The sequence below is a fragment of the Paraburkholderia sp. CNPSo 3076 genome (assembly GCF_026343935.1).
Taxonomy (GTDB): domain Bacteria; phylum Pseudomonadota; class Gammaproteobacteria; order Burkholderiales; family Burkholderiaceae; genus Paraburkholderia; species Paraburkholderia nodosa.
The window spans coordinates 205,510-227,579 of record NZ_JAPMAL010000009.1 but is presented as its reverse complement, the minus strand read 5'-3'; the positions used below and the strand labels follow the sequence as shown (position 1 = coordinate 227,579).

Annotated in this window: 15 protein-coding genes; 10 read left to right on the top strand and 5 right to left on the bottom strand. The window is 66.9% G+C overall.

Translation table 11 applies throughout. The features are described 5' to 3' along the window. From astD to M3A49_RS13035, 5 genes are all read left to right on the top strand, one after another. Complete coding sequence (gene astD / locus M3A49_RS13055) at positions 1-1,464, top strand: succinylglutamate-semialdehyde dehydrogenase (RefSeq protein WP_266229021.1); 1,464 nt, start codon at positions 1-3, stop codon at positions 1,462-1,464. A gap of 9 nt (positions 1,465-1,473) precedes the next feature. Then, the gene (astB, locus tag M3A49_RS13050; RefSeq protein ID WP_266229020.1) at positions 1,474-2,814 is read left to right on the top strand and encodes an N-succinylarginine dihydrolase; all 1,341 of its coding nucleotides are present in this window, start codon (positions 1,474-1,476) and stop codon (positions 2,812-2,814) included. Beyond that, positions 2,798-3,850 carry a succinylglutamate desuccinylase gene (gene astE, locus M3A49_RS13045; protein ID WP_266229019.1) on the top strand — a complete coding sequence of 351 codons (1,053 nt, stop codon included), beginning with the start codon at positions 2,798-2,800 and terminating at the stop codon, positions 3,848-3,850. Before astB ends, astE begins: the two co-directional genes overlap by 17 nt. 325 nt (positions 3,851-4,175) lie before the next feature. Beyond that, positions 4,176-4,976: an ABC transporter substrate-binding protein gene (locus tag M3A49_RS13040; protein WP_266229018.1), complete on the top strand. Its 801-nt coding sequence runs from the start codon at positions 4,176-4,178 to the stop codon at positions 4,974-4,976. A gap of 322 nt (positions 4,977-5,298) precedes the next feature. Beyond that, positions 5,299-6,684 carry an EAL and HDOD domain-containing protein gene (locus tag M3A49_RS13035; protein WP_266229017.1) on the top strand — a complete coding sequence of 462 codons (1,386 nt, stop codon included), beginning with the start codon at positions 5,299-5,301 and terminating at the stop codon, positions 6,682-6,684. A 64-nt stretch (positions 6,685-6,748) separates the two neighbouring features. On the opposite strand, the gene M3A49_RS13030 is transcribed toward M3A49_RS13035, so the two are convergent. Both M3A49_RS13030 and M3A49_RS13025 read right to left on the bottom strand, forming a co-directional pair. Next, entirely contained in the window at positions 6,749-8,191 is a 1,443-nt protein-coding gene (locus M3A49_RS13030) for an HDOD domain-containing protein (RefSeq protein ID WP_266229040.1), read from the bottom strand. A gap of 48 nt (positions 8,192-8,239) precedes the next feature. Beyond that, positions 8,240-10,213, bottom strand: coding sequence for a putative bifunctional diguanylate cyclase/phosphodiesterase (locus M3A49_RS13025; RefSeq protein WP_266229016.1), 1,974 nt, complete (start codon positions 10,211-10,213; stop codon positions 8,240-8,242). Between the two features lie 408 nt (positions 10,214-10,621). Between M3A49_RS13025 and M3A49_RS13020 the strand changes: the two genes are divergently transcribed. The 5 genes from M3A49_RS13020 to M3A49_RS13000 all read left to right on the top strand — a co-directional run bounded on the left by M3A49_RS13020 (position 10,622) and on the right by M3A49_RS13000 (position 14,178). Beyond that, positions 10,622-11,914 (top strand): EAL and HDOD domain-containing protein, encoded by a 1,293-nt coding sequence (locus tag M3A49_RS13020; protein ID WP_266229015.1) that lies wholly within the window; start codon positions 10,622-10,624, stop codon positions 11,912-11,914. Between the two features lie 162 nt (positions 11,915-12,076). Further along, entirely contained in the window at positions 12,077-12,640 is a 564-nt protein-coding gene (locus M3A49_RS13015; RefSeq protein WP_266229014.1) for a peroxiredoxin, read from the top strand. A 137-nt stretch (positions 12,641-12,777) separates the two neighbouring features. Then, positions 12,778-13,245, top strand: a complete 468-nt coding sequence (locus M3A49_RS13010; RefSeq protein ID WP_266229013.1) for a hypothetical protein — start codon at positions 12,778-12,780, stop codon at positions 13,243-13,245. Positions 13,246-13,328: 83 nt separating this feature from the next. Next, positions 13,329-13,871: a hypothetical protein gene (locus M3A49_RS13005; protein ID WP_266229012.1), complete on the top strand. Its 543-nt coding sequence runs from the start codon at positions 13,329-13,331 to the stop codon at positions 13,869-13,871. Positions 13,872-13,914: 43 nt separating this feature from the next. Further along, positions 13,915-14,178, top strand: coding sequence for a hypothetical protein (locus M3A49_RS13000; RefSeq protein ID WP_266229011.1), 264 nt, complete (start codon positions 13,915-13,917; stop codon positions 14,176-14,178). Positions 14,179-14,229: 51 nt separating this feature from the next. Here M3A49_RS13000 and M3A49_RS12995 read toward each other — a convergent pair whose 3' ends face one another. The 3 genes from M3A49_RS12995 to M3A49_RS12985 are packed head-to-tail and all read right to left on the bottom strand — an operon-like array spanning position 14,230 to position 22,027. Then, positions 14,230-17,529 carry an efflux RND transporter permease subunit gene (locus tag M3A49_RS12995; protein ID WP_266229010.1) on the bottom strand — a complete coding sequence of 1,100 codons (3,300 nt, stop codon included), beginning with the start codon at positions 17,527-17,529 and terminating at the stop codon, positions 14,230-14,232. A gap of 4 nt (positions 17,530-17,533) precedes the next feature. Further along, positions 17,534-20,656: an MdtB/MuxB family multidrug efflux RND transporter permease subunit gene (locus M3A49_RS12990; protein WP_266229009.1), complete on the bottom strand. Its 3,123-nt coding sequence runs from the start codon at positions 20,654-20,656 to the stop codon at positions 17,534-17,536. Between the two features lie 6 nt (positions 20,657-20,662). After that, the gene (locus M3A49_RS12985; protein WP_266229008.1) at positions 20,663-22,027 is read right to left on the bottom strand and encodes an MdtA/MuxA family multidrug efflux RND transporter periplasmic adaptor subunit; all 1,365 of its coding nucleotides are present in this window, start codon (positions 22,025-22,027) and stop codon (positions 20,663-20,665) included. Positions 22,028-22,070 lie beyond the last annotated feature (43 nt).

Sequence of the window (22,070 nt, the reverse complement as noted above, 5' to 3'; positions counted from 1 at the left end):
ATGAACGAGCTTTACATCGATGGACAATGGTGCGCGGCCTCGGGCCCCGCGTTCGCTTCGCGCAACCCCGGCACGGGCGAGACCGTGTGGAGCGGCAATGGCGCGAGCGCCGAAGATGTCGATCGCGCCGTGAATGCCGCGCGCCGCGCGTTTGCCGCGTGGGCGCAAACGCCGCTCGAAGCGCGCTGCGAGATCGTGAAGCGCTTCGCCGCTCTCGTCACCGAAAAGAAGGAAACGCTCGCCCAGGCCATTGGTCGCGAGACCGGCAAGCCGCTCTGGGAAGCGCGCACCGAAGCGGCATCGATGGCCGCCAAGGTCGCAATCTCGATCACCGCTTACGGCGAGCGCACCGGCGAGAAGCGCGCGCCGATGGCCGACGGCGTGGCGGTGCTGCGCCATCGCCCGCACGGCGTCGTCGCCGTGTTCGGTCCGTACAACTTCCCGGGCCATCTGCCCAACGGCCATATCGTGCCGGCGCTGATCGCGGGCAACGCTGTGGTGTTCAAGCCTTCGGAACTCGCTCCGGAAGTGGCGCGCGTCACGGCCGAGCTTTGGCGCGAAGCCGGCTTGCCCGCGGGCGTGCTCAACCTCGTGCAGGGCGAACGCGACACCGGCATTGCGCTTGCGAATCACAAACAGATCGACGGGCTCTTTTTCACGGGCAGCTCGGACACGGGCACGCTGCTGCATCGCCAGTTCGGCGGCCGGCCCGAGATCGTGCTCGCGCTGGAGATGGGCGGCAACAATCCGCTCGTCGTCGCGCCGGTCGAGGATATCGATGCCGCCGTGCATCACGCGATCCAGTCGGCGTTTCTTTCGGCGGGGCAGCGCTGCACGTGCGCGCGCCGCCTTCTTGTGCCCGCAGACGCATTCGGCGAGCGCTTCCTTGCGCGCTTCGTCGAAGTGAGTGCGCGCATTACCGTGGGTGAGTACGACGCCGAGCCGCAGCCCTTTATGGGCGCCGTGATTTCGGCGCGCGCGGCGGGCAAGCTGATGAGCGCGCAGGCGCAGTTGCTCGGGCGCGGCGCACGCGCCTTGCTGCCGATGACGCAGCGCGACCCGGCGCTCGGCTTCGTGACGCCGGCGATTCTCGACGTGACGGGCGTGGCGGACCTGCCCGACGAGGAGCACTTTGGCCCGCTCGCGCAGGTAATCCGCTACGCGGGTTTCGACGACGCCATTGCACAAGCCAACAACACGGCGTACGGCCTCTCGGCGGGCCTGCTCGCCGACGACGAAGCGCTGTGGCAGCGCTTCACGCGCGAGATCCGCGCGGGCGTGGTGAACTGGAACCGGCCGACCAACGGTGCGTCGAGCGGCGCGCCGTTCGGCGGCGCGGGCCGCTCGGGCAACCACCGGCCGAGCGCGTTCTACGCCGCCGACTACTGCGCCTACCCGATGGCCTCGGTCGAAAGCGCGCAACTGCAGATGCCCGCGAGCGTTTCGCCGGGTCTTCACTTCTAAGGAACGACGATGCAAACCCTTGAAGCCAACTTCGACGGACTCGTCGGCCCCACGCACAACTACGCCGGGCTGTCGTTCGGCAACGTCGCCTCGCAGAGCAACGAAAAGTCCGTCGCGAACCCGCGCGCCGCAGCGCAGCAGGGCTTGCGCAAAATGAAGCGGCTCGCCGACCTCGGTTTCGCGCAAGGCGTGCTGCCGCCGCAGGAGCGGCCGTCCATCCGGCTGCTGCGCGAGCTGGGCTTTGGCGGTAAGGATGCCGAAGCGATTGCGCGCGCCGCGAAGGACGCGCCCGAACTGCTCGCCGCGGCAAGCTCCGCGTCGGCCATGTGGACCGCGAATGCGGCCACGGTGAGCCCTTCGGCGGATACGCCTGACCGGCGTGTGCATTTCACGCCCGCGAACCTGTGCAGCAAGCTGCATCGCGCGATCGAGCACGAGGCCACGCGCCGCACGCTCGCCACGGTGTTCGCAGACCCGTCGCACTTCGTCGTGCACGAGGCGCTGCCGGGCACGCCCGCGCTCGGCGACGAAGGCGCGGCCAACCATACGCGTTTTAGCGCGCAGTACGGCGAGCGCGGCGTGGAATTTTTCGTGTACGGGCGCAGCGAATACCGCCGAGGACCGGAGCCCAAGCGCTTCCCGGCGCGGCAGACGTTCGAGGCGAGCCGCGCCATTGCGCAGCGCCACGGCCTGACCGATGCCGGCACGGTGTTCGCGCAGCAGAATCCGGACGTGATCGACGCCGGTGTGTTCCATAACGACGTGATCGCCGTGGGCAACCGCAGCACGCTGTTTTGCCACGAGCGCGCGTTCGTCGACCAGAAAGCGGTCTACGACGAACTGCGCACGAAGCTCGCGGCGCACGACGCGCCGTTCCACGTGATCGAAGTGCCCGAAGCGCGCGTGAGCGTGGCCGACGCAGTGTCGTCCTATCTTTTCAACAGCCAGCTGCTGAGCCGCGCGGACGGCACGCAGATTCTCGTCGTGCCGCAGGAAAGCCGCGAGAATCCTCACGTGGCCATCTACCTCGACGAACTGGTCGCGAGCAGCGGGCCGGTGGACGAGGTGCTCGTGTTCGACCTGCGCGAGAGCATGAAGAACGGCGGCGGACCGGCGTGCCTGCGTCTGCGCGTGGTGCTCAGCGAGGAAGAACGCGCGGCGACGGCGCCTGGCGTGTGGATGAACGACGCGCTCTTCACGCGCCTCGACGGCTGGATCGAGCGGCACTATCGGGACCGGCTCGCGCCGCAGGATCTGACCGATCCGACACTGCTCGTCGAGTCGCGCACGGCGCTCGACGAACTCACGCAGATTCTCGGCCTCGGATCGCTCTATGACTTCCAGCGCTGATACCCCGCTCGAGGACTTTCTCGCATACACGCTCGCGGGCGCGCGCCCAGCCACGCCCGAGGCGGCGCGCGGCGAATGCGCGGGCGGCGTGCGCTGGCAATGGCTCGACGAGGGCGTGCTGGAGCTGGAACCGGCACACGTCGACGACACGACGCGCAGCGTGCTGGTTTCGGCGGGCGTGCACGGCGACGAGACCGCGCCGATCGAGCTGCTCTCGCAACTCGTGGCCGACATCGCGGCGGGCCGCGCGCCGCTCGCCTGCCGCGTGCTCGCGGTGCTCGGCAATGCCGGCGCAATGCGCGCCGGCGAGCGCTATCTCGACGACGATCTCAACCGCCTGTTCGGCGGCCGCCATGCGCGTGTGCCGGCGAGCCGCGAGGCGCCGCGCGCCGTGGCGCTCGAAGCGGCGGCGCAGCGCTTCTTCGCGAAGGCCGCGAGTTCTGCCGATGCGCCCTTCGCGCGCTGGCACCTCGACATGCATACGGCGATCCGCGCTTCGGCGTTCGAGCAGTTCGCGCTGCTGCCGCACACGGGCGAGCCGCCCGCGCGCGCGATGCTCGAATGGCTCGCCGACGCGCGCATCGCGGCCGTGCTGATCCACACCGAGAAGGGCGCGACCTTGTCGTCGTTTACGGCGGAGACGTGTGGCGCGCTCGCCTGCACGCTCGAGCTTGGCAAGGTGCGTCCGTTCGGCCAGAACGATCTGGCTCGCTTCGCCGGCGCCGATGCTGCCGTGCGCCGTCTCGTGGCTGGGGAATTGTCGTTGCCAAAGGGTGCGCAGATGCCGCGCATCTTCACGGTGATCGGCCAGATCACGAAGCAGAGCGCGGCGCTCAAGCTCAACGTGGCCGCCGACGTGCCCAACTTCACGCCGTTCCCACGCGGCGAGGTGCTGGCGGAAGACGGCGCCTACCGCTACGTCGTGCAGCACGACGAGGAGCGCATCGTGTTTCCGAATCCCGGCGTGAAGCCGGGCTTGCGCGCGGGCCTGCTCGTCGTCGACACGACCCGGGAGACGCTCGCCGCGCTCGCTTGAGCGCTAGCCGCAAGCGCACGCGCTTTCACGCGCTTGCGCATCCACGACACCCGTTTGCAGGTTCGAACGCATCGCGTCCGCTCGCTGCCGCGCGGGCGCGCCATGCGCCGCTTGCCGCACGCGCGGCGGGGCGGCGCCATCGCGGTACAATCGCGCCCTCGCGGTTGCTGCGGCGCACCACACACGGTGCGCGCGCTTGAGCCGTGGTTTTGGCGCAGCGATCCTGTGCCGGCGCCGGGAAGCCGTTTTTTAGCGGCGAATCGAGCCATGAAGCTGCCTGTACGGGCTTCGCCGGCGCACCCAATCTGACTGGAAAGAGACACTGATGAAGACGAACTGGAACAAGCTGGCAACGCTCGCATTCTGCGTGGCCGCCATGACGGCAGGCGCGGCAGGGGCCGCACACGCCGCCGATATCAAGGAAATCCGCTTTGGCGTGGAGGCGTCGTACGCGCCGTTCGAATCGAAGTCGCCCGCAGGCGAACTGCAGGGCTTCGATATCGACGTGGGCAATGCCGTCTGCGCGAAGCTCAAGGCAAAGTGCGTGTGGGTGGAAAACTCGTTCGACGGCCTGATTCCGGCGCTGCAGGCGCGCAAGTTCGCCGCGATCAATTCCGACATGTCGATTACGGACCAGCGCCGCCAGGCCATCGACTTCACCGACCCGATCTACGCGATTCCGAACCAGATGATCGCGAAGAAGGGCAGCACGCTGCAGCCCACGCCCGAGTCGCTCAAGGGCAAGCACGTGGGCGTGCTCCAGGGCACGATCCAGGAAACCTACGCGAAAGCGAAGTGGGCGCCCGCAGGCGTCGACGTCGTGCCGTACCCGACGCAGGACCAGATCTACGCGGACCTCGTTTCGGGCCGCCTCGACGCCTCGTTTCTCGACGCCGAAGCCGCTTCCAAGGGCTTCCTGAACAAGCCGCAGGGCGCGGCCTTCGCGTTCGCGGGCCCGCAGGTCGTGGACGTGAAGCTGCTCGGCGAGGGCGTGGGCTACGGTGTGCGCAAGAACGACGCGGCGCTCAAGGCCGCGCTGAACGGCGCGCTCAAGGACCTGAAGGCGGACGGCACGCTCGACCGCATCGCGGCGAAGTATTTCGACGTGAAGGTCGTGCTCAAGTAATCGGAAGTTGCTGATAGACCGACCGGCTGGACGAAATCCAGCCGGTCGGTTTTTTTTCGCGCCTTTGCTTCGGATTGCGTATCAAATCGTTCGTGCTTCGAGCGGCAACGCAGTGCCGGCGACGCATGTGGCACTGCAAAAACTACAAAAAAATCCCGCGGATCGCGCAGAACTTCATTTCCGCGCCTTACTTGCCAGGATAAAATCGAGCCAGGAAAGTGCCGCGTCCGGCGCGCCATGTGTGCGAAGCGCAAACGGTTGCGGCATGCCAAGAAACAAGACCAGGGCGCCGCCATGCGCGCGGCGCCGCGCGGGGGACCCCATGAGCTTCAACGCCGCAGACCGGCCGCAGACGACAGGAGTCGCGGGCAGCACGCAGTCGCCGGAACACGCCGGCCCGCCCATCGACGTGTATTTCGCGCGCCAGCCGATACTCGACCGGGAGGGCCTCCTCTGCGCGTTCGAGACGTCGCCGCGCCTCGTGGACCGGCGCGAAAGCGCCGAAATCGAACAAGAGGCCGAAGCGGCCGCCAAAGACCAGGCCTCGGGCCTGACGCCCAAGCCTTCCGCCACGAGCACCGCGCTCCTCAAAAGCTTCGCCGCGCCCGTCTTGCGCGCCTCGCTTGCGGGCCATCCCGCCTGGCTCGATATGACGCGCGACGCGCTTTTTCACGACGGCCTGCAGCGCGTGAGCCCCGAGCGCGTCATGTTCGAGTTGCCCGTAGACATCGGCGCGGATCCGGATCTGATCGCGCGGCTCGTCGAGTTGCACCGCCGCCGCTACCGCTTCGCGCTCGATCATGTGTCGAAGGCAGATGAGTCGCTTGCGAAACTGCTGCCGTATGTGGACGCCATCAAGATCGATATCCGCGAGATCGCGCCCACGGTGCTGCCGAAGTTCGCGAGCGTGATGAAGGCGGCGGGCAAGCTTCTCGTGGCCATGGGCGTCGAGACCCAGGAAGACTATCAGCGCGCGCACGACCTCGGCTTCGACCGCTTCCAGGGCTACTTCTTCGCGAAACCGCACGGCGGCGCGCGCCGCTCCAGCGCGCCGCGCCAGGCGTTGCTGAACCTGCTGCATCTGCTTGCGGCCGAGCCCACGGTCGCGCAGCTCGAAGCGGAGCTGAAGCTCAACCCCGTGCTCGTGATGCATCTGATGCGGCTTGCCAACTCGGGCAGCATGAACATCGGCCGCAAGGTGACGACGCTGCGCGAGGCGATCAATGCGACCGGCACCAACGCCATCGCGCGCTGGACGCAGTTGCTGCTTTACGCGGACGGCCGCAAGATCGCCGCCGAAGACGACCCGCTGCTGCAACTCGTCGCCACGCGCGCGCGCTTCATGGAAATCGCGGTGACGCAGCTTGCCCACGCACACCTCGAAGACGAAGACGCGGCGTTTCTCGTAGGGGTGTTCTCGTTCGTCGAGGCGGTATTCGGCGGCCCGCTCGAAAGCACGCTCGAAGTGCTCACGCTGGCCAAGCCGATCCGCACGGCGATCGTCAAGCGCGAGGGCGCGCTCGGGCGGCTGCTCGAACTTTCCGAGGCGCTGGAGCGCGCGGACTGGGCCCGCGTGGAGGCGCTGTGCGCGGAACTCGAGCCGCTCGACGCCGCGACGGTCGCGGCGATCTCGCTCACGGCCGCGGAATGGGCGGGCGCGTCCGGCCGCGACGCGGAAGACGAGGGGCTGGAACGGATCGAAGATTGAGCGGGCGGGGCGGTGCCGCGAAGCGATGCGGTGCGCCCCGGCTCAGTCGGGACTCAGTTGAGAGTCAGGCAGTCTGCGGAACGTGCGTGAAGAAGCGCGCGAGCTGCTGCGCGAGATCGTTCAACGCGCTCATCTCTTTCTGTGAAATGCGGCGCGGCTCCTGGTTCACGAGCCAGTCGCCATACATCAGCGCGACGGGCTCGACGCCAGGGGCGCCCACCGGCAGCAGGACGAACGCGCGCGCGTCGTCGAAGCTCGAGCGATACCAGCCGGGCAGGCGCGCGAGAATCTTCGCATCGCGCGCATTCTCGATGAAGATGCCGACCTTGTTCGCGATGGCGAGGTGAAACACGTCGGGCTGGAACGCGGCGGAAAACGCGAGCTTGGGCAGCACATCGCCCATGTGCGCGCCGAAGCCGTGCTGCGCCTCGAACATATTCGCCCCGCGTCGCACGAACACCACGCTGCGTGCGAAACCCAGGCCCGCGAGCACGGTTTCGGTTGCGAGCGTGAGGGCGGTGCTCAGTGCGCTGTCGGCCGGCAATGCGCGCAGGTCCTCGACGCCGGCCGCAATGCGCGCCTCGGGATCGAGCGCTTCGCGGGCGATGGCGTCGGCGTTGGCGCGCAATTCGACGATCTCGCGCATCACGCCGTCTTCGGCTTCCTCGCGCGCGAGCGCGAGGCTCATCTGCACGAGCACATCGGCATCGGTCGAGAGCGCGCGGCCGTAGTGCTGAGCGAGTTCGGCGATATGCGTCTCGCGCATCTCCTCGGAGAGGCCCTGCGTGGTCAGCACGCGCGCAACTTCCGTCGAATAGTTGGTGATGGCGCGCAGCCACTGCACGTCGCGCGGTCCCTTGTCGGCCGGGTCGTACTGGCGCATGCCCTCACGGATCGTGTCGGGCAGGCGCCAGCGCGTGGCGGCTTCGAGGCCGAGTTCTTCGAAGGTCACGCCGAGCACTTCGAGGCAGGCCTCGTCGTCGCTCGAGCCTTCATCGATCTCGCGGCGGATCTGGTCCCACTCGGGTTCGAGATAGAACACCACGAGCAGCTTGCCCACCTGGCGCATCAGCGTGCAGACCACGGCCTCTTCGCCCGCGCGCAGGTCGCCGTGCTCGGTGAGCTTGCGCGCGACGCAGCCCGAGAGCATGGTGCGGTTCAGTTCGAGCTTGGCGTCGATGCGGCGCGGCGCGCTGTGGTGAAAGTGATCGACGATCTTCAGGCCGACGACGAGATGGCCGACCGCGTCCATGCCAAGGACCATCAGCGCGCGCGTGACGGTCGTGATGTTGCCGCCGAACGCCATGTACATGGCCGAATTCGCGAGACGCAGCACTTTCTGCGTGAGCGCGAAATCCGAGAGCACGACCTTCACGAGTGCGCTGAAATCGTAGTCGTCGTTCGTCATCGCCGCGACCGTGGTGCGCAGCGATTGCGACAGCAAGGGGAAGTCCCCGCGTTCATTCATGCGGGCCCACAAGCGGTCTAGCAGGACGGCCTTTACCATCTGAACCATGTCAATTTCGCGAAAGCCCTGCTGTTTGCGATGCCCGCATCATTGCACCTCGTGCACGTGCAACGCACCCGAAACGAAGCGTTGCTGCAATTCTTCTGAAGGCAGCGCCTTGCAGACGAGCCATCCCTGGATATGCTCGCAACCCATGTTCGTCAGCAGTTCGCGCTGCGCCTCCGTCTCCACACCCTCGGCCACGAGCTCGAGATCGAGCGTACGCGCGAGCCCCACCACCGCGTTCACGATCGCCTGATCGTTGCGCGAAGTGATGAGGTTCTCGACGAAGCTTCGATCGATCTTCAGCTTCGAGAGCGGGAAGCGCTGCAGGTACGCAAGACTCGAATACCCCGTGCCGAAGTCGTCCACCGCGAAGCGAATGCCAAGCGAGGTGAGCTCTTCGAGCAGCGTTTTCGCATGCTGCGGATCGTGCATGAGCAGGCTTTCGGTGATCTCGAACACGAGCCGGCACGGATCGACTCCGGTGAGCTCGATCGCCTCCTCGACACTTTCCCTGAAACGCGGATTGCGGAACTGCTGGGGCGAGACATTGACCGCCACGTACTGCAGCTCGATGCCTTGCTCGTCCCATTGGGTCAGTTGCATACAGGCAGCCTTCAAAACCCAGTTGCCGAGATAATTAATCAGGCCGACCGATTCCGCAAGGGGAATAAATGTTGAAGGCGGCACGAGACCGTGCAATGGATGTTGCCAGCGGATCAATGCTTCCACGCCGACCACGCCGCGCGACGCGCTGCTCGTGATGGGCTGGAAGTGTAGCGAGAATTCGCCGTTGCGCACACCGTCGTAGAGGTCCGACTCCAGCTTCAGGCGCATGGCGTCGGTGGGATCGTCAACGGGCACGTGCAACGTCAGCGTGTTGCCGCCGATCGCCTTGGCCTGCTGGAGCGCCTGGTCCGCGCGGCGGATGAGCGGCGTGGTGTCGGCGCTGGCATCGGCGTCGCCCGCACCGGACGCACCCGGTTGCTGGTCCGGATGGAACGCAATGCCGATGCTCGCCGAAAGGTGCACGGGCTGATTGCGAAACGAGTACGGCTGCAGGATCGAGGTGAGCAGGCGCCGGCCGAGCGCTTCGGCGGCGGCGCGCACTTCGTCGGGCGCGGCGTGGCGTTGCGGCGTGATCAGAATGGCGAACTCGTCGCTGCCGATGCGCGCGATCATTTCGCCCTGCAGCGCGAGGTGCGTGAGTCGCCGCGCGGTCTCGCGCAGCAGCTCGTCGCCGGCGTCGTAGCCGAGCGCGCGGTTCACGCGCTGATAGTCGTCGAGGTCGAGCAGCAGCAGCGCCACCGGCACGCCGAAATGGTCCGCGTCGGCCTGGGCGCGCTGCAGCGCGGGCGCAAGCGCGGCCTGGTTGGGCAGACCGGTGAGCGGGTCGTGATGGAGCGCGTGGGTGAGCGCGGCCTCGGTGCCTTGCCAGCCCGAGACGTCGAAGCCCGCCACGGCGAAGCCGGCCGTCTCGCCATACTGGGCGCGCTGCACGCGCAGTTCCACGGGCAGCGGGTAGGTGAGCGCCTTGACGAGATCGACCGTGTCTTTTTCCACCGCGCCGCTGTGCGCGGCGCGCGCGATGAGCGCCTCGAGGCGCTCGTGATGCTCGGGCGTGACGATGTCGGCGAGCGTGGCGCCGAGCAGGAACTCGCGGTGATAGCCCGCGAAGCGCAGGCTCGCGTCCGAGACGTAGAGAAAGTGCAGCCTGGCGTCCACGTGCACGAGGAAGTCCACCGCGGCGGCCGTGTTCTCGAACGAGCGCGATACGGCGTCGGCGTAGTCGGGTTCGGCTGCGGCAGGCGAGGGCGGCACGAGCGGTGCGGCGCCTTTGTCATCGGATGCGTCGGCTACCTGCGCTGCGTGCTGTGCCTGCGCGGCATGTGGCGCGTTCGCGTCGCGAGGCATGGGCGGGTCGCCAGCAATACCCTCGAGGCCGGCAAGCGCGTAGAGCCGGTCGACGACCGTGCGCAACCAGCCCTGGCGGGGCGCGGAGATCCTGTTCGCTTCCATGTCTGTCGCTGGCAACCCTTTGTTTGTCTGTGGCGTCCTGGCCGGTTTCCGTATCCGGCTGAAGCCGCCCATCAGAGCAAGTTATCGACCCGGGACGAGAAATCTTTAGCCGCGGCGACCGAAAAAACACCTAACGCCTAAACGTGACGGGAGATCGGTGCGGCGGCGTCGAGATTCGGTTAAAGTGGCGCCGGTCGAGACGCCGTTCGCCATGCGCGATGGGTCGGCGCGCGTGAAGCGCCCGTCTTGCGGGCCGCAGGGGCGGCTCGGCGCGTCGGCGGCCATTACCGGCCATTCCATCCGTACGAGTCATCCGCCATGTCCGATTCATCGTCAGCGTTTGCCGCGCCGGCAAGCGAGGCTGCGCGAGACGATGCGGGCAGGGGCACCCCTGGTTCCGCGCCTTCTATGCCGTCAGCTTCACAACCCGGCCTTGCGCCCGGGTCATCAACCGGTCTGCAGCCGTTCGTCTATCTCGGGCGGCAGCCTATTCTCGATCGCAATGGCGTGCTCAACGCCTATGAGCTGCTGTTCCGCGGCGGCGCGCAGAACCGCGCGGACGTCGACGACGACGCGCTCGCCACGGCCCAGGTGATGACGCGCACGATCGGCCAGCTCGGCGTGCCCGCGGTGCTCGGCCGTCACTACGGCTATGTCAACATCAGCCGCGAGTTGCTGTTCGACGACATCGTGCATCTGCTGCCGCCGGCCCGCTTCGTGCTGGAGGTGCTCGAACACGTGCGCTTCGACGCCGCGGTGCTGGAGCGTCTCGCGCAACTGCGCCGCGCCGGCTACCGCATTGCCTTCGACGACGTGTGCGAGATCACGGAGAGCCTGCTGCGCGCCTTGCCTTACGCGGACATCATCAAGGTCGACCTGCTGCAGACCGAGCGCGCGGCGCTGCCCGGGCTGGTCGCGAGCCTCGCCGCGCATGGCAAGACGCTGATCGCCGAGAAGGTCGAGACGGGCGAGGACTTCGAACTGGCCTCGTCGCTCGGTTTCGAGCTTTTTCAGGGCTACTTCTTTGCGCGCCCGCAGGTGCTGCGCGCGCCGCGCGTGCGGTCGTCACGCCTTGCGCTCGTGCGCCTGCTCGCGCTGGTGGCCAACGACGTCGGCACGGCGGAACTCGAGCGCGAACTGCGCAGCCACCCGGGCGTAGTGGTGCAACTGTTGCGTCTCGTCAATTCGAGCGCGTACTCACCGGGGCGGCCGATTTCGTCGCTGCGCGAAGCGGTGCTCGCGGCGGGCACGCGCCAGATCGCGCGCTGGGCGCAACTGCTGCTCTACGCGAGCGGACGCGACCTGCCCTGGGGCTCGGACCCGCTCGTGCAGCTCGCGGGCACGCGCTCGCACTTCATGGAGCTTGCCGCGCGCAGCCTGAGCCCGCAGGACCCCGATTTCGCCGATGCCGCCTTCATGACCGGCATCTTCTCGCTCGTGCACGTGCTGGTGGGTTCGACGCCCGAGCACACGCTCGATCGTCTCGGCCTCGCGCGCGAGATCGTCGAGGCCGTGGACGGTCATCGCGGCGAGCTCGGCGCGCTGCTGCGCATCGCCACCGCCGCCGAGCGCGGCGATCACGATGGCGCGCAGCGCCTCGCGCGCGAGGCGGGCGGCATGTTCAACGCGCTCACGCCGCCGCTGCTCGGCGAGTTGAACCTGTGGGCCGGAGCGTGGTTCACGGCCTACGCCGAGGGTTGAAATCAGGTTGTAAGCTTTGCGCCGGGGCGCGCGCTGCGAGTGCCGCAATTGTGTGATCCAATATTGGTATCGCCGCGGCGTCATGCGTCTCATTTGCATGATGGGCAAGACCCGCGGGCAAAACGCGCGCCGACGTGGCGATTCAACTCGAGGGCATTTGACATGAAACCGAGGTTCTTTGCGGCGGGAGCCGCGGCGCTCGTCTGCGCCGGGCTTGCGCTCTTTACGCTGTCTGCACAGGCGACACTCAAGCCGGGCGATTCCGCGCCCGACTTCACGACCCAGGCATCGCTGGGTGGCAAGACCTACACCTATTCGCTCGCTTCGGAGCTGAAGAAGGGGCCGGTGATCGTGTACTTCTATCCGGCCGCGTTCACGAAGGGTTGCACGATCGAGGCGCACGAATTCGCTGAAGCGGTCGATCAGTACAAGCAGTACGGCGCGACCGTGATCGGCGTTTCGCACGACAACATCGACACGCTCACGAAGTTCTCGGTGAGCGAGTGCCGCAGCAAGTTCCCGGTGGCCGCCGACGAAGACTCGAAGATCATCAAGTCGTACGACGCGTCGATGCCGATGCACGAGTCGATGGCCAATCGCGTGTCGTATGTGATCGCGCCGGACGGCAAGATCATCTACGAATACACGAGCCTGTCGCCGGACCAGCATGTGACGAACACGTTGCGCGCCTTGAAGGAATGGGCCGCGCAGCATCCGCAGCAGTAGTTATTTCGAGTTATCGCGAGTCATCGCGAACCTCAGCAGGAAACGAGGCCCGCCACGCGCGCGGGCCTCGTCGCGATCTGTCCCGCTCGTCCCTCCACATTTGTCCTGGCCTTTCTCCCGCCGCACGGAATATCCGCATGCCGATCGTCGTCGTTCTATTTGCCTTCGCTGCGCTCGTCTACGGCGCGTACTGGTCTTTCAACGCCATCGCGGCGCAGTTCGGCACGGGTGTCGCCGTGGGCGCAGCCTTGCTTGCCGCGGCGTTGTTCGTCGCGCTCATCGCCTGGTGCTGGCGCCGGATGCGCGATGTGGCGCCCAATGTGCGCGGCGAAGGCGACTGGACGCATCGCGTGGGCGGCGCGTGGGGCGAGGCCCGTCTCGCGGCGGGCAAGCGCTTCTGCGAGCTGGCGCAGGGCGGCGCGCATGGCGCGTATATCTTCGCCGACCTGCAAGGCGCGCAGCCGGCGAGCGATGTCAACGGCTGGCACGTGGCGCTGCGTGTCGCCGATCCGAAGCACCCGCTTTGGCAATTGCCGATGCAAAGCGAGCGTGAGGCGAAGCGCTGGGCCCGCATTTTCAGGCTCGCGATTGCGCAGAAGCTGTGAGCGTGGCAACCGCGCCGAACGATCCGGCCGCACCGCTGTCTCAACTACTTCCCGGCGGTCCTGGCCGGCAACGCAAACTGGATATGTCACGAAAACCCTGGATCGCGGCGGCCTTGATCGCCGTCTGCGCCACGCTGCTCGCGGCGTGCGACCAGCAAAAGGTCGCTGACGCCGTCAACGCGATCAAACCCGATTCGATGGCGTTCGGCGGCCTGCGTATTGGCGTTTCGACGGTCGAGGACGTGCGCCGGCAGGCGGGCAAGCCCGAAATGGTGTGGGAGGACGACGACGGCGCGCAGCGCCTCGAATACCCGCGTGGGCCCAACGGCCTCACCACGTGGATGCTCGACTTCGACGCAGACGGCAAGCTCGTGGCGATGACCCAGGCGCTCACGGCGCAGAATATCGCCCAGGTCGTGCCGGGCATGCCGCAGGACGAAGTGCGGCGCCTGCTCGGCAAGCCGGCCACGGTAGCAAAATACGCGTTGAGCCACGAGGAAGTGTGGAGCTGGCACTGGGCCGAAGGCGGCGTGGCGGGGGACGGCATGTTCAACGCCCATTTCGCGCCGGATGGGCTCGTGATCAGGACGTCGCGCTCGGACGCACCGGGTCACGAGCAGCATTGAGGCGGCGAGCGCATCGATCGCGCCAGCCGCAAGGAGGAAGCAGATGAAACGTATCGCGTTGCTATGGCATGTGGTGAAGGGCGATGCGCGCGTGCTGTGGCACGCGCTGCGTCAGCCGGGGCGCCCCGTGTGGCTCGTGCCCGCCACGGCGCTGCTCGCGCTCTATGCGCTCGACCCGTTCAATATCGCGATGCCGGTCGCCGGTGTCGTGGACGACGGCATCATCGTGCCGCTGTTGCTGCATCTGATCGTGCGTTGCCTGCCCGCGCATTTGCGCCAGCGCGAGCCTCGACGGGCACACGCATAAAAATACGGCTGAAGCCACGCTTCAGCCGTTTTCTGCTGCAAGACCGCCCACTCACTCCGCCTGCGCCGCGGGCGCTGCGCGACCGCGCTTCGCATCCCACCACACGCGCAGCCGGTCCATGTAAAGGTACACCACCGGCGTCGTATAGAGCGTGAGCATCTGGCTCACGATCAGCCCGCCCACGATCGAGATACCGAGCGGGGCGCGCAGTTCCGCGCCTTCGCCGCGCCCGAACGCGAGCGGCAGCGCGCCCAGCAGCGCCGCGCAGGTCGTCATCATGATCGGCCGGAAGCGCAGCAGGCAGGCCTGATAGATCGCATCGCGCGAACTCAGCCCCTCACGCGACGCCTGGATCGCGAAGTCCACCATCATGATCGCGTTCTTCTTCACGATGCCGATCAGCAGAATCACGCCGATCAGCGCGATGATGCTGAACTCCGTCTTGAAGAGCAGCAGCGCGAGCAGCGCGCCCACGCCCGCCGAGGGCAAGGTGGAGAGAATCGTGAGCGGGTGGATGTAGCTCTCGTACAGAATGCCCAAAACGATATACACGGCTGCGAGCGCCGCGAGAATCAGGAGCGGCTGGTTGTCGAGCGACTGCTGGAACGCCTGCGCCGTGCCCTGGAAGCTGCCGTGAATCGTCGCGGGCATGCCGATCTCGCCCATCGTGTCGTAGATCGCCTGGGTGGCGTCGGAGAGTGATCTGCCGGGCGGCAGGTTGAACGAGATCGTCGAGGCCACGAACTGGCTCTGGTGGTTCACCGAAAGCGGCGTCGTGCCGGGGCCGAACGAGGCGATCGACGAGAGCGGCACCATGGTTTCCTTCGACGTTGAGACGGCCGCGCCCGACGACGCGCTCGACTTGCCGCTCGCGGCGAGCGAGTTGGTCGCGAGGTTGCGCGCGGAGTCGGCGGCGATGGTCGCGGCGCTCGATGCGGTAGTGGCGGCCGTGCCGCCCGTCGAGGCGGTGGTCGGGCCCGTCACCGTGCCTGCCGTCGCGTTGGTGCTCTGCGCGCCGCTCGCCGTGCCGCCCGAGGTGCTCACCCAGATCTCGTTGAGCATGGTCGGGCTCTGCCAGTACTTCGGCGCGACTTCCATCACCACGTGGTACTGGTTGAGCGGGTTGTAGATGGTCGAGACCTGGCGCTGGCCGAACGCGTCGTAGAGCGTGTTGTCGATCTGCGAGGGCGTGATGTTCAGCCGCGCGGCGCTCTGCCGGTCGATGTTGATCATCGATTCGAGGCCGCCTTGCTGCTGGTCCGAATTCACGTCGGCGAGTTCGGGGCGCGCCTGCAACGCCTCGGTGAGCTTCGGCCCCCACTTGTAGAGGTCGGCGGTGTTGTCCGCGAGCAGCGTGAACTGGTACTGCGCGTTCGACTGCCGGCCGCCCACGCGGATGTCCTGCACCGCCTGCAGGAAGGTGCGCGCCCCCGCCACGTTCGAGAGCGGCTCGCGCAGCTGCGCGATCACCTCATCGGCGGAAAGCTTGCGCTCGCTCTTGGGCTTGAGCGAGATGAACATGAAGCCCGAGTTGGTCGCGCGCCCGCCCGAAAATCCCGCGACCGATTCCACTGCCGGATTCGCCTGCACGATGCGCATCATCTCGGAGAACTTCACCTTCATCGCCTGGAACGAGGTGGCCTGGTCGGCCTGGATGCCGCCGACGAGGCGCCCCGTGTCCTGCTGCGGGAAGAAGCCCTTGGGCACGACCACGTAGAGCGCGACGTTCAGCGCGATGGTCGCGACGAGCGTGAGCAGGATGACGATCGGATGTGCCAGCGCCCAGCCGAGCGTGCGCTCGTAGCCGCCCTGCATGCGCAGGAAGCCGCGTTCGAGCCATTGCGCGAAGCGGCCTTCCTCCTTCTTCTCGTGCGCTTCCTGGAGCAGGCGCGAGCACATCATCGGCGTGAGCGTGAGCGAGACGACGAGCGACACCGCAATGGCGAGCGAAAGCGTGAGCGCGAACTCGCGGAACAGGCGCCCGACGATGCCGCCCATCAGCAAAATCGGCAGGAACACGGCGACGAGCGACACGCTGATCGAGAGCACCGTGAAGCCCACCTCGCGCGCGCCGAGCAGCGCCGCCTTCATGCGCGGCACGCCGTTTTCGATATGCCGCGAAATGTTCTCCAGCACGACGATGGCGTCGTCCACGACGAAGCCGGTCGCGATGGTGAGCGCCATCAGCGAGAGGTTGTCGAGCGAGAAGCCCATCAGGTACATGGCCGCGAAGGTGCCGATGATCGAGATGGGCACGGCCACGCTCGGAATGAGCGTCGCGCGCCAGTTGCGCAGGAACAGGAACACCACCATCACGACGAGCGCCACGGCGATCATGAGCGTGCGCTCGGTGTCCTTGAGCGAGGAGCGGATCGTGACGGAGCGGTCGGACGTCGGGATCACCTCGACGTCGGCGGGCAGCGACGCCTTGAGTTGCGGCAGCATGGCGACCACGCGGTCGACCGTCTCGATGATGTTCGCGCCCGGCTGGCGGTAGAGGATCACGAGCACGGAACGTTTGCCGTTGGCCAGCCCGATGTTGCGCAGGTCTTCCACCGAATCGACTACTTCGCCCACGTCCGAGAGTTTCACGCCCGCGCCGTTGCGGTAGGCGATCACGAGGTCCTTGTACTGGCTCGCCTTGCTCGCCTGGTCGTTGGTGTAGAGCTGAAAGCGCTGCGGGCCGAATTCGATATCGCCCTTGGGACTGTTGGCGTTGGCCGAGGCGAGCGCCGCGCGTACGTCTTCGAGGCCGATGCCGTAGTGAAACAGCGCGTGCGGCTCCAGCTCCACGCGCACGGCCGGATTCGCCGAGCCGCTCACGTCGACTTCGCCCACGCCGTCCACCTGCGAGAGCGACTGCTGCAGCACCGTGGCCGCCGAGTCGTAGAGCTGGCCCGCGCTCAACGTGGGCGAGGTGAGCGCGAGAATCAGAATCGGCGCGTCGGCGGGGTTGACCTTGTGGTAGGTCGGGTTCTGCCGCAGGCTCGTGGGCAGGTCCGCGCGCGCGGCGTTGATCGCCGCCTGCACGTCGCGCGCCGCGCCGTCGATATCGCGGTTCAGGCCGAATTGCAGCGTGATGCGCGTGCTGCCCACCGAGCTTTGCGAGGTCATCTCGGTGACGTCGGCGATCGAGCCGAGGTGCCGCTCCAGCGGGCTCGCCACGCTGGTCGCCACCGTTTCGGGGCCCGCGCCCGGCAAGGTAGCCTGCACGGAGATGGTCGGAAAGTCCACCTGCGGCAAGGGCGCGACCGGCAGCTTCGTGAACGCGAAGAGGCCGGCCAGTGCGATGCCGATGGCGAGCAGCGTGGTCGCGACGGGGCGCGAGATGAACGGGCGCGAGAGATTCATCGCGTCAGCTCTCCGACGAAGACGACGTCGCGCCGTGCGTGCCGCTGCCGAAGCGCTGGCGCAGACGCTGCGCGATCCGGTCGAACGCGAGGTAGATCACCGGCGTCGTAAAGAGCGTGAGCGCCTGGCTCACGATCAGGCCGCCCGCGATCGCGATGCCGAGCGGCCGGCGCAGCTCGCTGCCCGCGCCGTAGCCGAGGATCAGCGGCACGGCGCCGAGCAGCGCCGCCATCGTCGTCATCATGATCGGTCGGAAGCGCAACAGACACGCCTGGTAGATCGCCTCGCGCGGCGATTTGCCTTCGTGGCGCTCGGCCTCGAGCGCGAAGTCGATCATCATGATGGCGTTCTTCTTCACGATGCCGATCAGCAGCACGATGCCGATGATGCCGATGATGTCGAGATCGTGCCCGGTCAGGATCAGCGCGAGCAGCGCGCCGATCCCGGCCGACGGCAGCGTGGAGAGAATCGTGATCGGATGCACGAAGCTCTCGTACAGCACGCCGAGCACGATGTACATCGTGACGATGGCCGCGAGAATCAGGAACAGCTCGTTGGACAGCGACGCCTGGAACGCGAGCGCGGCGCCCTGGAAGCGCGTCTGGAACGAGCCCGGCAGGCCGATGTCCTTTTCCGCCTGCTGAATCGCCTTCACTGCCGCGCCAAGCGAAGAACCCGGAGCCAGGTTAAACGAGATCGTCGTGGCCGGGAACTGCGAGAGATGCGTGACGAGCAGCGGCGCGGGCCGCTCGTGGAACTTCGCGATGGCCGAGAGCGGGACCTGGCCCGTGCTCGAGGTCGAAGAGGGCAGGTAGATCGAGTTCAGCGCGTCGGTGTAGTGCTGCATAACCGGATCGGCTTCGAGAATCACGCGGTACTGGTTCGACTGCGTGAAGATCGTCGAGATGATGCGCTGGCCGTAGGCGTCGTACAGCGCGTTGTCCACCGTCGCGGGCGTGATGCCGTAGCGCGCCGCGCTCGCGCGGTCGATCTCGATGAACACGGAGCTGCCCTGGTCCTGCAGGTCGGTCGCGACATCCGCGAGTTCGGGCAGTTGCTGCAAACGCTGCACGAGCTTCGGCACCCAGGTCGTGAAGTCCTGGAAGTTCGGCGTGGTGAGCATGAACTGGTACTGCGTCGGGCTCACCGTCGAGTCGATCGTGAGGTCCTGCACCGGCTGCATGTAGAGCGTCGCGCCCGGCACGTGGGCCACGCTCTTTTGCAGGTCGCGGATGATCTCGCTCGCCGTTTCGCTGCGGTCGTCGCGCGGCTTCAGGTTGATCAGCATGCGGCCGCTGTTGAGCGTGATGTTGGTGCCGTCCACGCCGATGAACGAGGTGAGGCTCTCGACGTTCTCGTTCTTGAGGATCTCCGCGGCGAGCGCCTGCTGGCGCTCGGCCATCGACGTATAGGACACCGACTGCGGCATCTGCGTGATGGCCTGGATCACGCCCGTATCCTGCACGGGGAAGAAGCCCTTGGGCACGATCACGTAGAGAATGCCGGTGAGCACGAGCGTGATGAGGAACACGATCATCGTGAGGCGCTGGCGCGCGAGCACCCATTCGAGCGCCACGCCATAGCGGCCGATCACATAGTCGAAGAACGCATGCACGCGCGCCTCGAAGCGGTGGCTTTCGGGCGGCGGCGTGTGGCGCAGCATCTTCGCGCACATCATCGGCACGAGCGTGAGCGAGACCACGGCCGAGATCACGATCGTCACCGCGAGTGTGATGGCGAATTCGTGGAACAGGCGGCCCACCACGTCGCCCATGAAGAGCAGCGGAATCAGCACGGCGATGAGCGACACAGTGAGCGAGATGATGGTGAAGCCGATCTGCTTGCTGCCCTTTAGCGCCGCTTCGAGCGGTGTTTCGCCATCCTCGACGTAGCGCGCGATGTTCTCGATCATGACGATGGCGTCGTCCACCACGAAGCCTGTCGCGATGGTGAGCGCCATCAACGACAGGTTGTCGAGCGAGAAGCCGCACAGGTACATGACCGCGAGCGTGCCGATGAGCGAGAGCGGCACCGAAAGGCTCGGAATGATCGTGGCGTAGATGTTCGCGAGGAACAGGTACATCACCAGCACCACGAGCACCACCGACATCAGCAGCTCGAACTGCACGTCGCGCACCGAGGCGCGGATCGTGGTGGTGCGGTCGGTGACGATCTGCACGTCGAGCGAAGACGGCAGCGCTTCCTGCAGCTGCGGCAAGAGCGCCTTGATGCTGTCCACCACCTGGATCACGTTCGCGCCCGGCTGGCGCTGCACGTTCAGGATGATCGCGGGCGTGCCGTCCGCCCACGCGCCGAGCTTGGTGTTTTCCGCACCCTGCACGATGTTCGCGACGTCGGTGAGCATGACGGGGCGGCCGTTGCGGTAGGCGATCACGGCGTCTTTATACGCGTCGGCGTCGGTGAGCTGGTCGTTCGCGTTGATCGTATAGGCGCGCGTGGGGCCGTCGAAGTTGCCCTTGGGCGTGTTGACGTTCAGGTTCGAGATGCTCGTGCGCAGGTCGTCGAGGTTCAGGCCGTAGGCCGCAAGCGCGCGCGGATTCGCCTGGATGCGCACGGCCGGGCGCTGGCCGCCCGAAAGGCTCACGAGGCCCACGCCCGCCACCTGCGAAATTTTCTGCGCGAGGCGGGTGTCGGCGAGATCCTGGATCTGCGTGAGCGGCAGCGTCTTCGAGGTGATCGCGAGCGTGAGGATCGGCGCGTCGGCGGGGTTGACCTTGGCGTAGATCGGCGGCGCGGGCAGGTCCGAAGGCAGCAGGTTGCCGGCCGCGTTGATGGCGGCCTGCACTTCCTGTTCGGCCACGTCGAGCGGCAGGTCGAGGCTGAACTGGAGCGTGATGACCGAGGAGCCCGCCGAACTCTGCGACGACATCTGGTTGAGCGACGGCATCTGCCCGAACTGACGTTCGAGCGGCGCCGTGACCGAGGACGTCATCACGTCCGGGCTCGCCCCCGGGTAGAAGGTCTGCACCTGAATGGTCGGGTAATCGACTTCGGGCAGGGCGGAAAGCGGCAGAAAGCGCAGCGCGACGAGGCCGACCAGCATGATCGCCGCCATGAGCAGCGCCGTGCCGACCGGCCGCAGGATAAAGGCGCGGGATGGATTCATGCTGGCTTACTGGGCTTGCGTCTGCGAGGCGTGGCGGTGGCCATGACGCGCGCCCGAGGCCGCGCCGGCCCACGATGCGCCTTTCGCGCCCGATGCGCCCGACGCCCCCTTCGCGTGTTGCGGATGCTCGGCGGGAATCGTGATCTTCGCGCCTTCGCGCAGACGGTCGGAGCCGTCGGTCACCACGCGCTCGCCCACGGCGAGGCCCGAGGCGATGCTGGTGCGCTCGGCATCGACGGGGCCGACCTTCACGAGCCGCACCGTCACCGTGTTGTCGGGTTTCGCGACATAGACGTACTGCCCCTGCGAGCCGTTGAGCACGGCCGAAGTGGGCACGATCACGGCGTCGTGGATCGTATCGACGAGCAGGCGCGCGTTCACGAACTGATTCGGAAAGAGCCCTTGTTCGTGGTTCGTGAAGCTCGCGCGCAGCTTGACGGTACCCGTGGTGGTGTCGATCTGGTTGTCGATGGTCTGGAGCGACCCGGCTTCGAGCATCGTTGTGTTGCTGCGGTCGTAGGCCATGACCGACATTTTCGTGCCCGCGCGCAGCTGCTTCATGATGGGCGGCAGGTTGTCCTCCGAGGTCGTGAAGATCACGCTGATCGGCTCGAGCTGCGTGAGCACGACGATGCCGTTGGTGTCGCTGGGCGTCACGTAGTTGCCCGGATCGACCTGGCGCAGGCCCACGCGGCCCGATACGGGCGCCGTGATGCGCGCGTAGGTGAGGTCGAGCTTGTAGGTATCGACGCTGGCCTGATCGGACTTGACGGTGCCCTCATATTGCTTGACCAGCGAGGCCTGCGTGTCGACCTGCTGGCTCGCGATCGAGTCTTGCGAGAGCAGCGTCTGGTAGCGCTTGAGGTCGAGGCGCGCCGTGGCGAGCAACGCCTGGTCGCGGGCGAGCTGGCCTTCGGCGTTGGCGAGCGAGATCTGGTACGGGCGCGGGTCGATCTGCGCGAGCACGTCACCCTTTTTCACCATCTGGCCTTCCTGGAAGTACACGTCCTGAAGCGTGCCGGATAGTTGTGTGCGCACCGTGATGTCGGCGAGCGGCGTGACCGTGCCGAGCGCGGTGATGACGATGGGCATGTCGCCGGCCTTCGCCGTGGCCACGCTCACTGGCTGCGGCATGTTGGCCATGGCGCCCGGACCGCCGCGACGCATTTGCGCGCCGGCCGCCGGTGTCGCGTTGCCGCCCGAGAGCGCCTTGTTCCACGGCTGCCAGCGCGCGAGCACGATGCCGGCGATCACGATGACCACACCCAGCGCGATGAATTTGCCCTTGCCGCGCCTCGCGGCGACCGGAGCGGGGGACTGCGGCGGCGTATCTTTACGGGGGGAATCCGGGCGCTTTTCTTGTTGATCCATCGGTCAGGTCGGTAACAGGTTCTCGAAGCGGGTTCTCGAAGGC

Bases quoted from the DNA above. Each gene is read 5' to 3' on its own strand.
- astD (WP_266229021.1), top strand. From the start codon at position 1: ATGAACGAGCTTTACATCGATGGACAATGGTGCGCGGCCTCGGGCCCC.
- astB (WP_266229020.1), top strand. From the start codon at position 1,474: ATGCAAACCCTTGAAGCCAACTTCGACGGACTCGTCGGCCCCACGCAC.
- astE (WP_266229019.1), top strand. From the start codon at position 2,798: ATGACTTCCAGCGCTGATACCCCGCTCGAGGACTTTCTCGCATACACG.
- M3A49_RS13040 (WP_266229018.1), top strand. From the start codon at position 4,176: ATGAAGACGAACTGGAACAAGCTGGCAACGCTCGCATTCTGCGTGGCC.
- M3A49_RS13035 (WP_266229017.1), top strand. From the start codon at position 5,299: ATGAGCTTCAACGCCGCAGACCGGCCGCAGACGACAGGAGTCGCGGGC.
- M3A49_RS13030 (WP_266229040.1), bottom strand. From the start codon at position 8,191: ATGGTAAAGGCCGTCCTGCTAGACCGCTTGTGGGCCCGCATGAATGAA.
- M3A49_RS13025 (WP_266229016.1), bottom strand. From the start codon at position 10,213: ATGGAAGCGAACAGGATCTCCGCGCCCCGCCAGGGCTGGTTGCGCACG.
- M3A49_RS13020 (WP_266229015.1), top strand. From the start codon at position 10,622: ATGCCGTCAGCTTCACAACCCGGCCTTGCGCCCGGGTCATCAACCGGT.
- M3A49_RS13015 (WP_266229014.1), top strand. From the start codon at position 12,077: ATGAAACCGAGGTTCTTTGCGGCGGGAGCCGCGGCGCTCGTCTGCGCC.
- M3A49_RS13010 (WP_266229013.1), top strand. From the start codon at position 12,778: ATGCCGATCGTCGTCGTTCTATTTGCCTTCGCTGCGCTCGTCTACGGC.
- M3A49_RS13005 (WP_266229012.1), top strand. From the start codon at position 13,329: ATGTCACGAAAACCCTGGATCGCGGCGGCCTTGATCGCCGTCTGCGCC.
- M3A49_RS13000 (WP_266229011.1), top strand. From the start codon at position 13,915: ATGAAACGTATCGCGTTGCTATGGCATGTGGTGAAGGGCGATGCGCGC.
- M3A49_RS12995 (WP_266229010.1), bottom strand. From the start codon at position 17,529: ATGAATCTCTCGCGCCCGTTCATCTCGCGCCCCGTCGCGACCACGCTG.
- M3A49_RS12990 (WP_266229009.1), bottom strand. From the start codon at position 20,656: ATGAATCCATCCCGCGCCTTTATCCTGCGGCCGGTCGGCACGGCGCTG.
- M3A49_RS12985 (WP_266229008.1), bottom strand. From the start codon at position 22,027: ATGGATCAACAAGAAAAGCGCCCGGATTCCCCCCGTAAAGATACGCCG.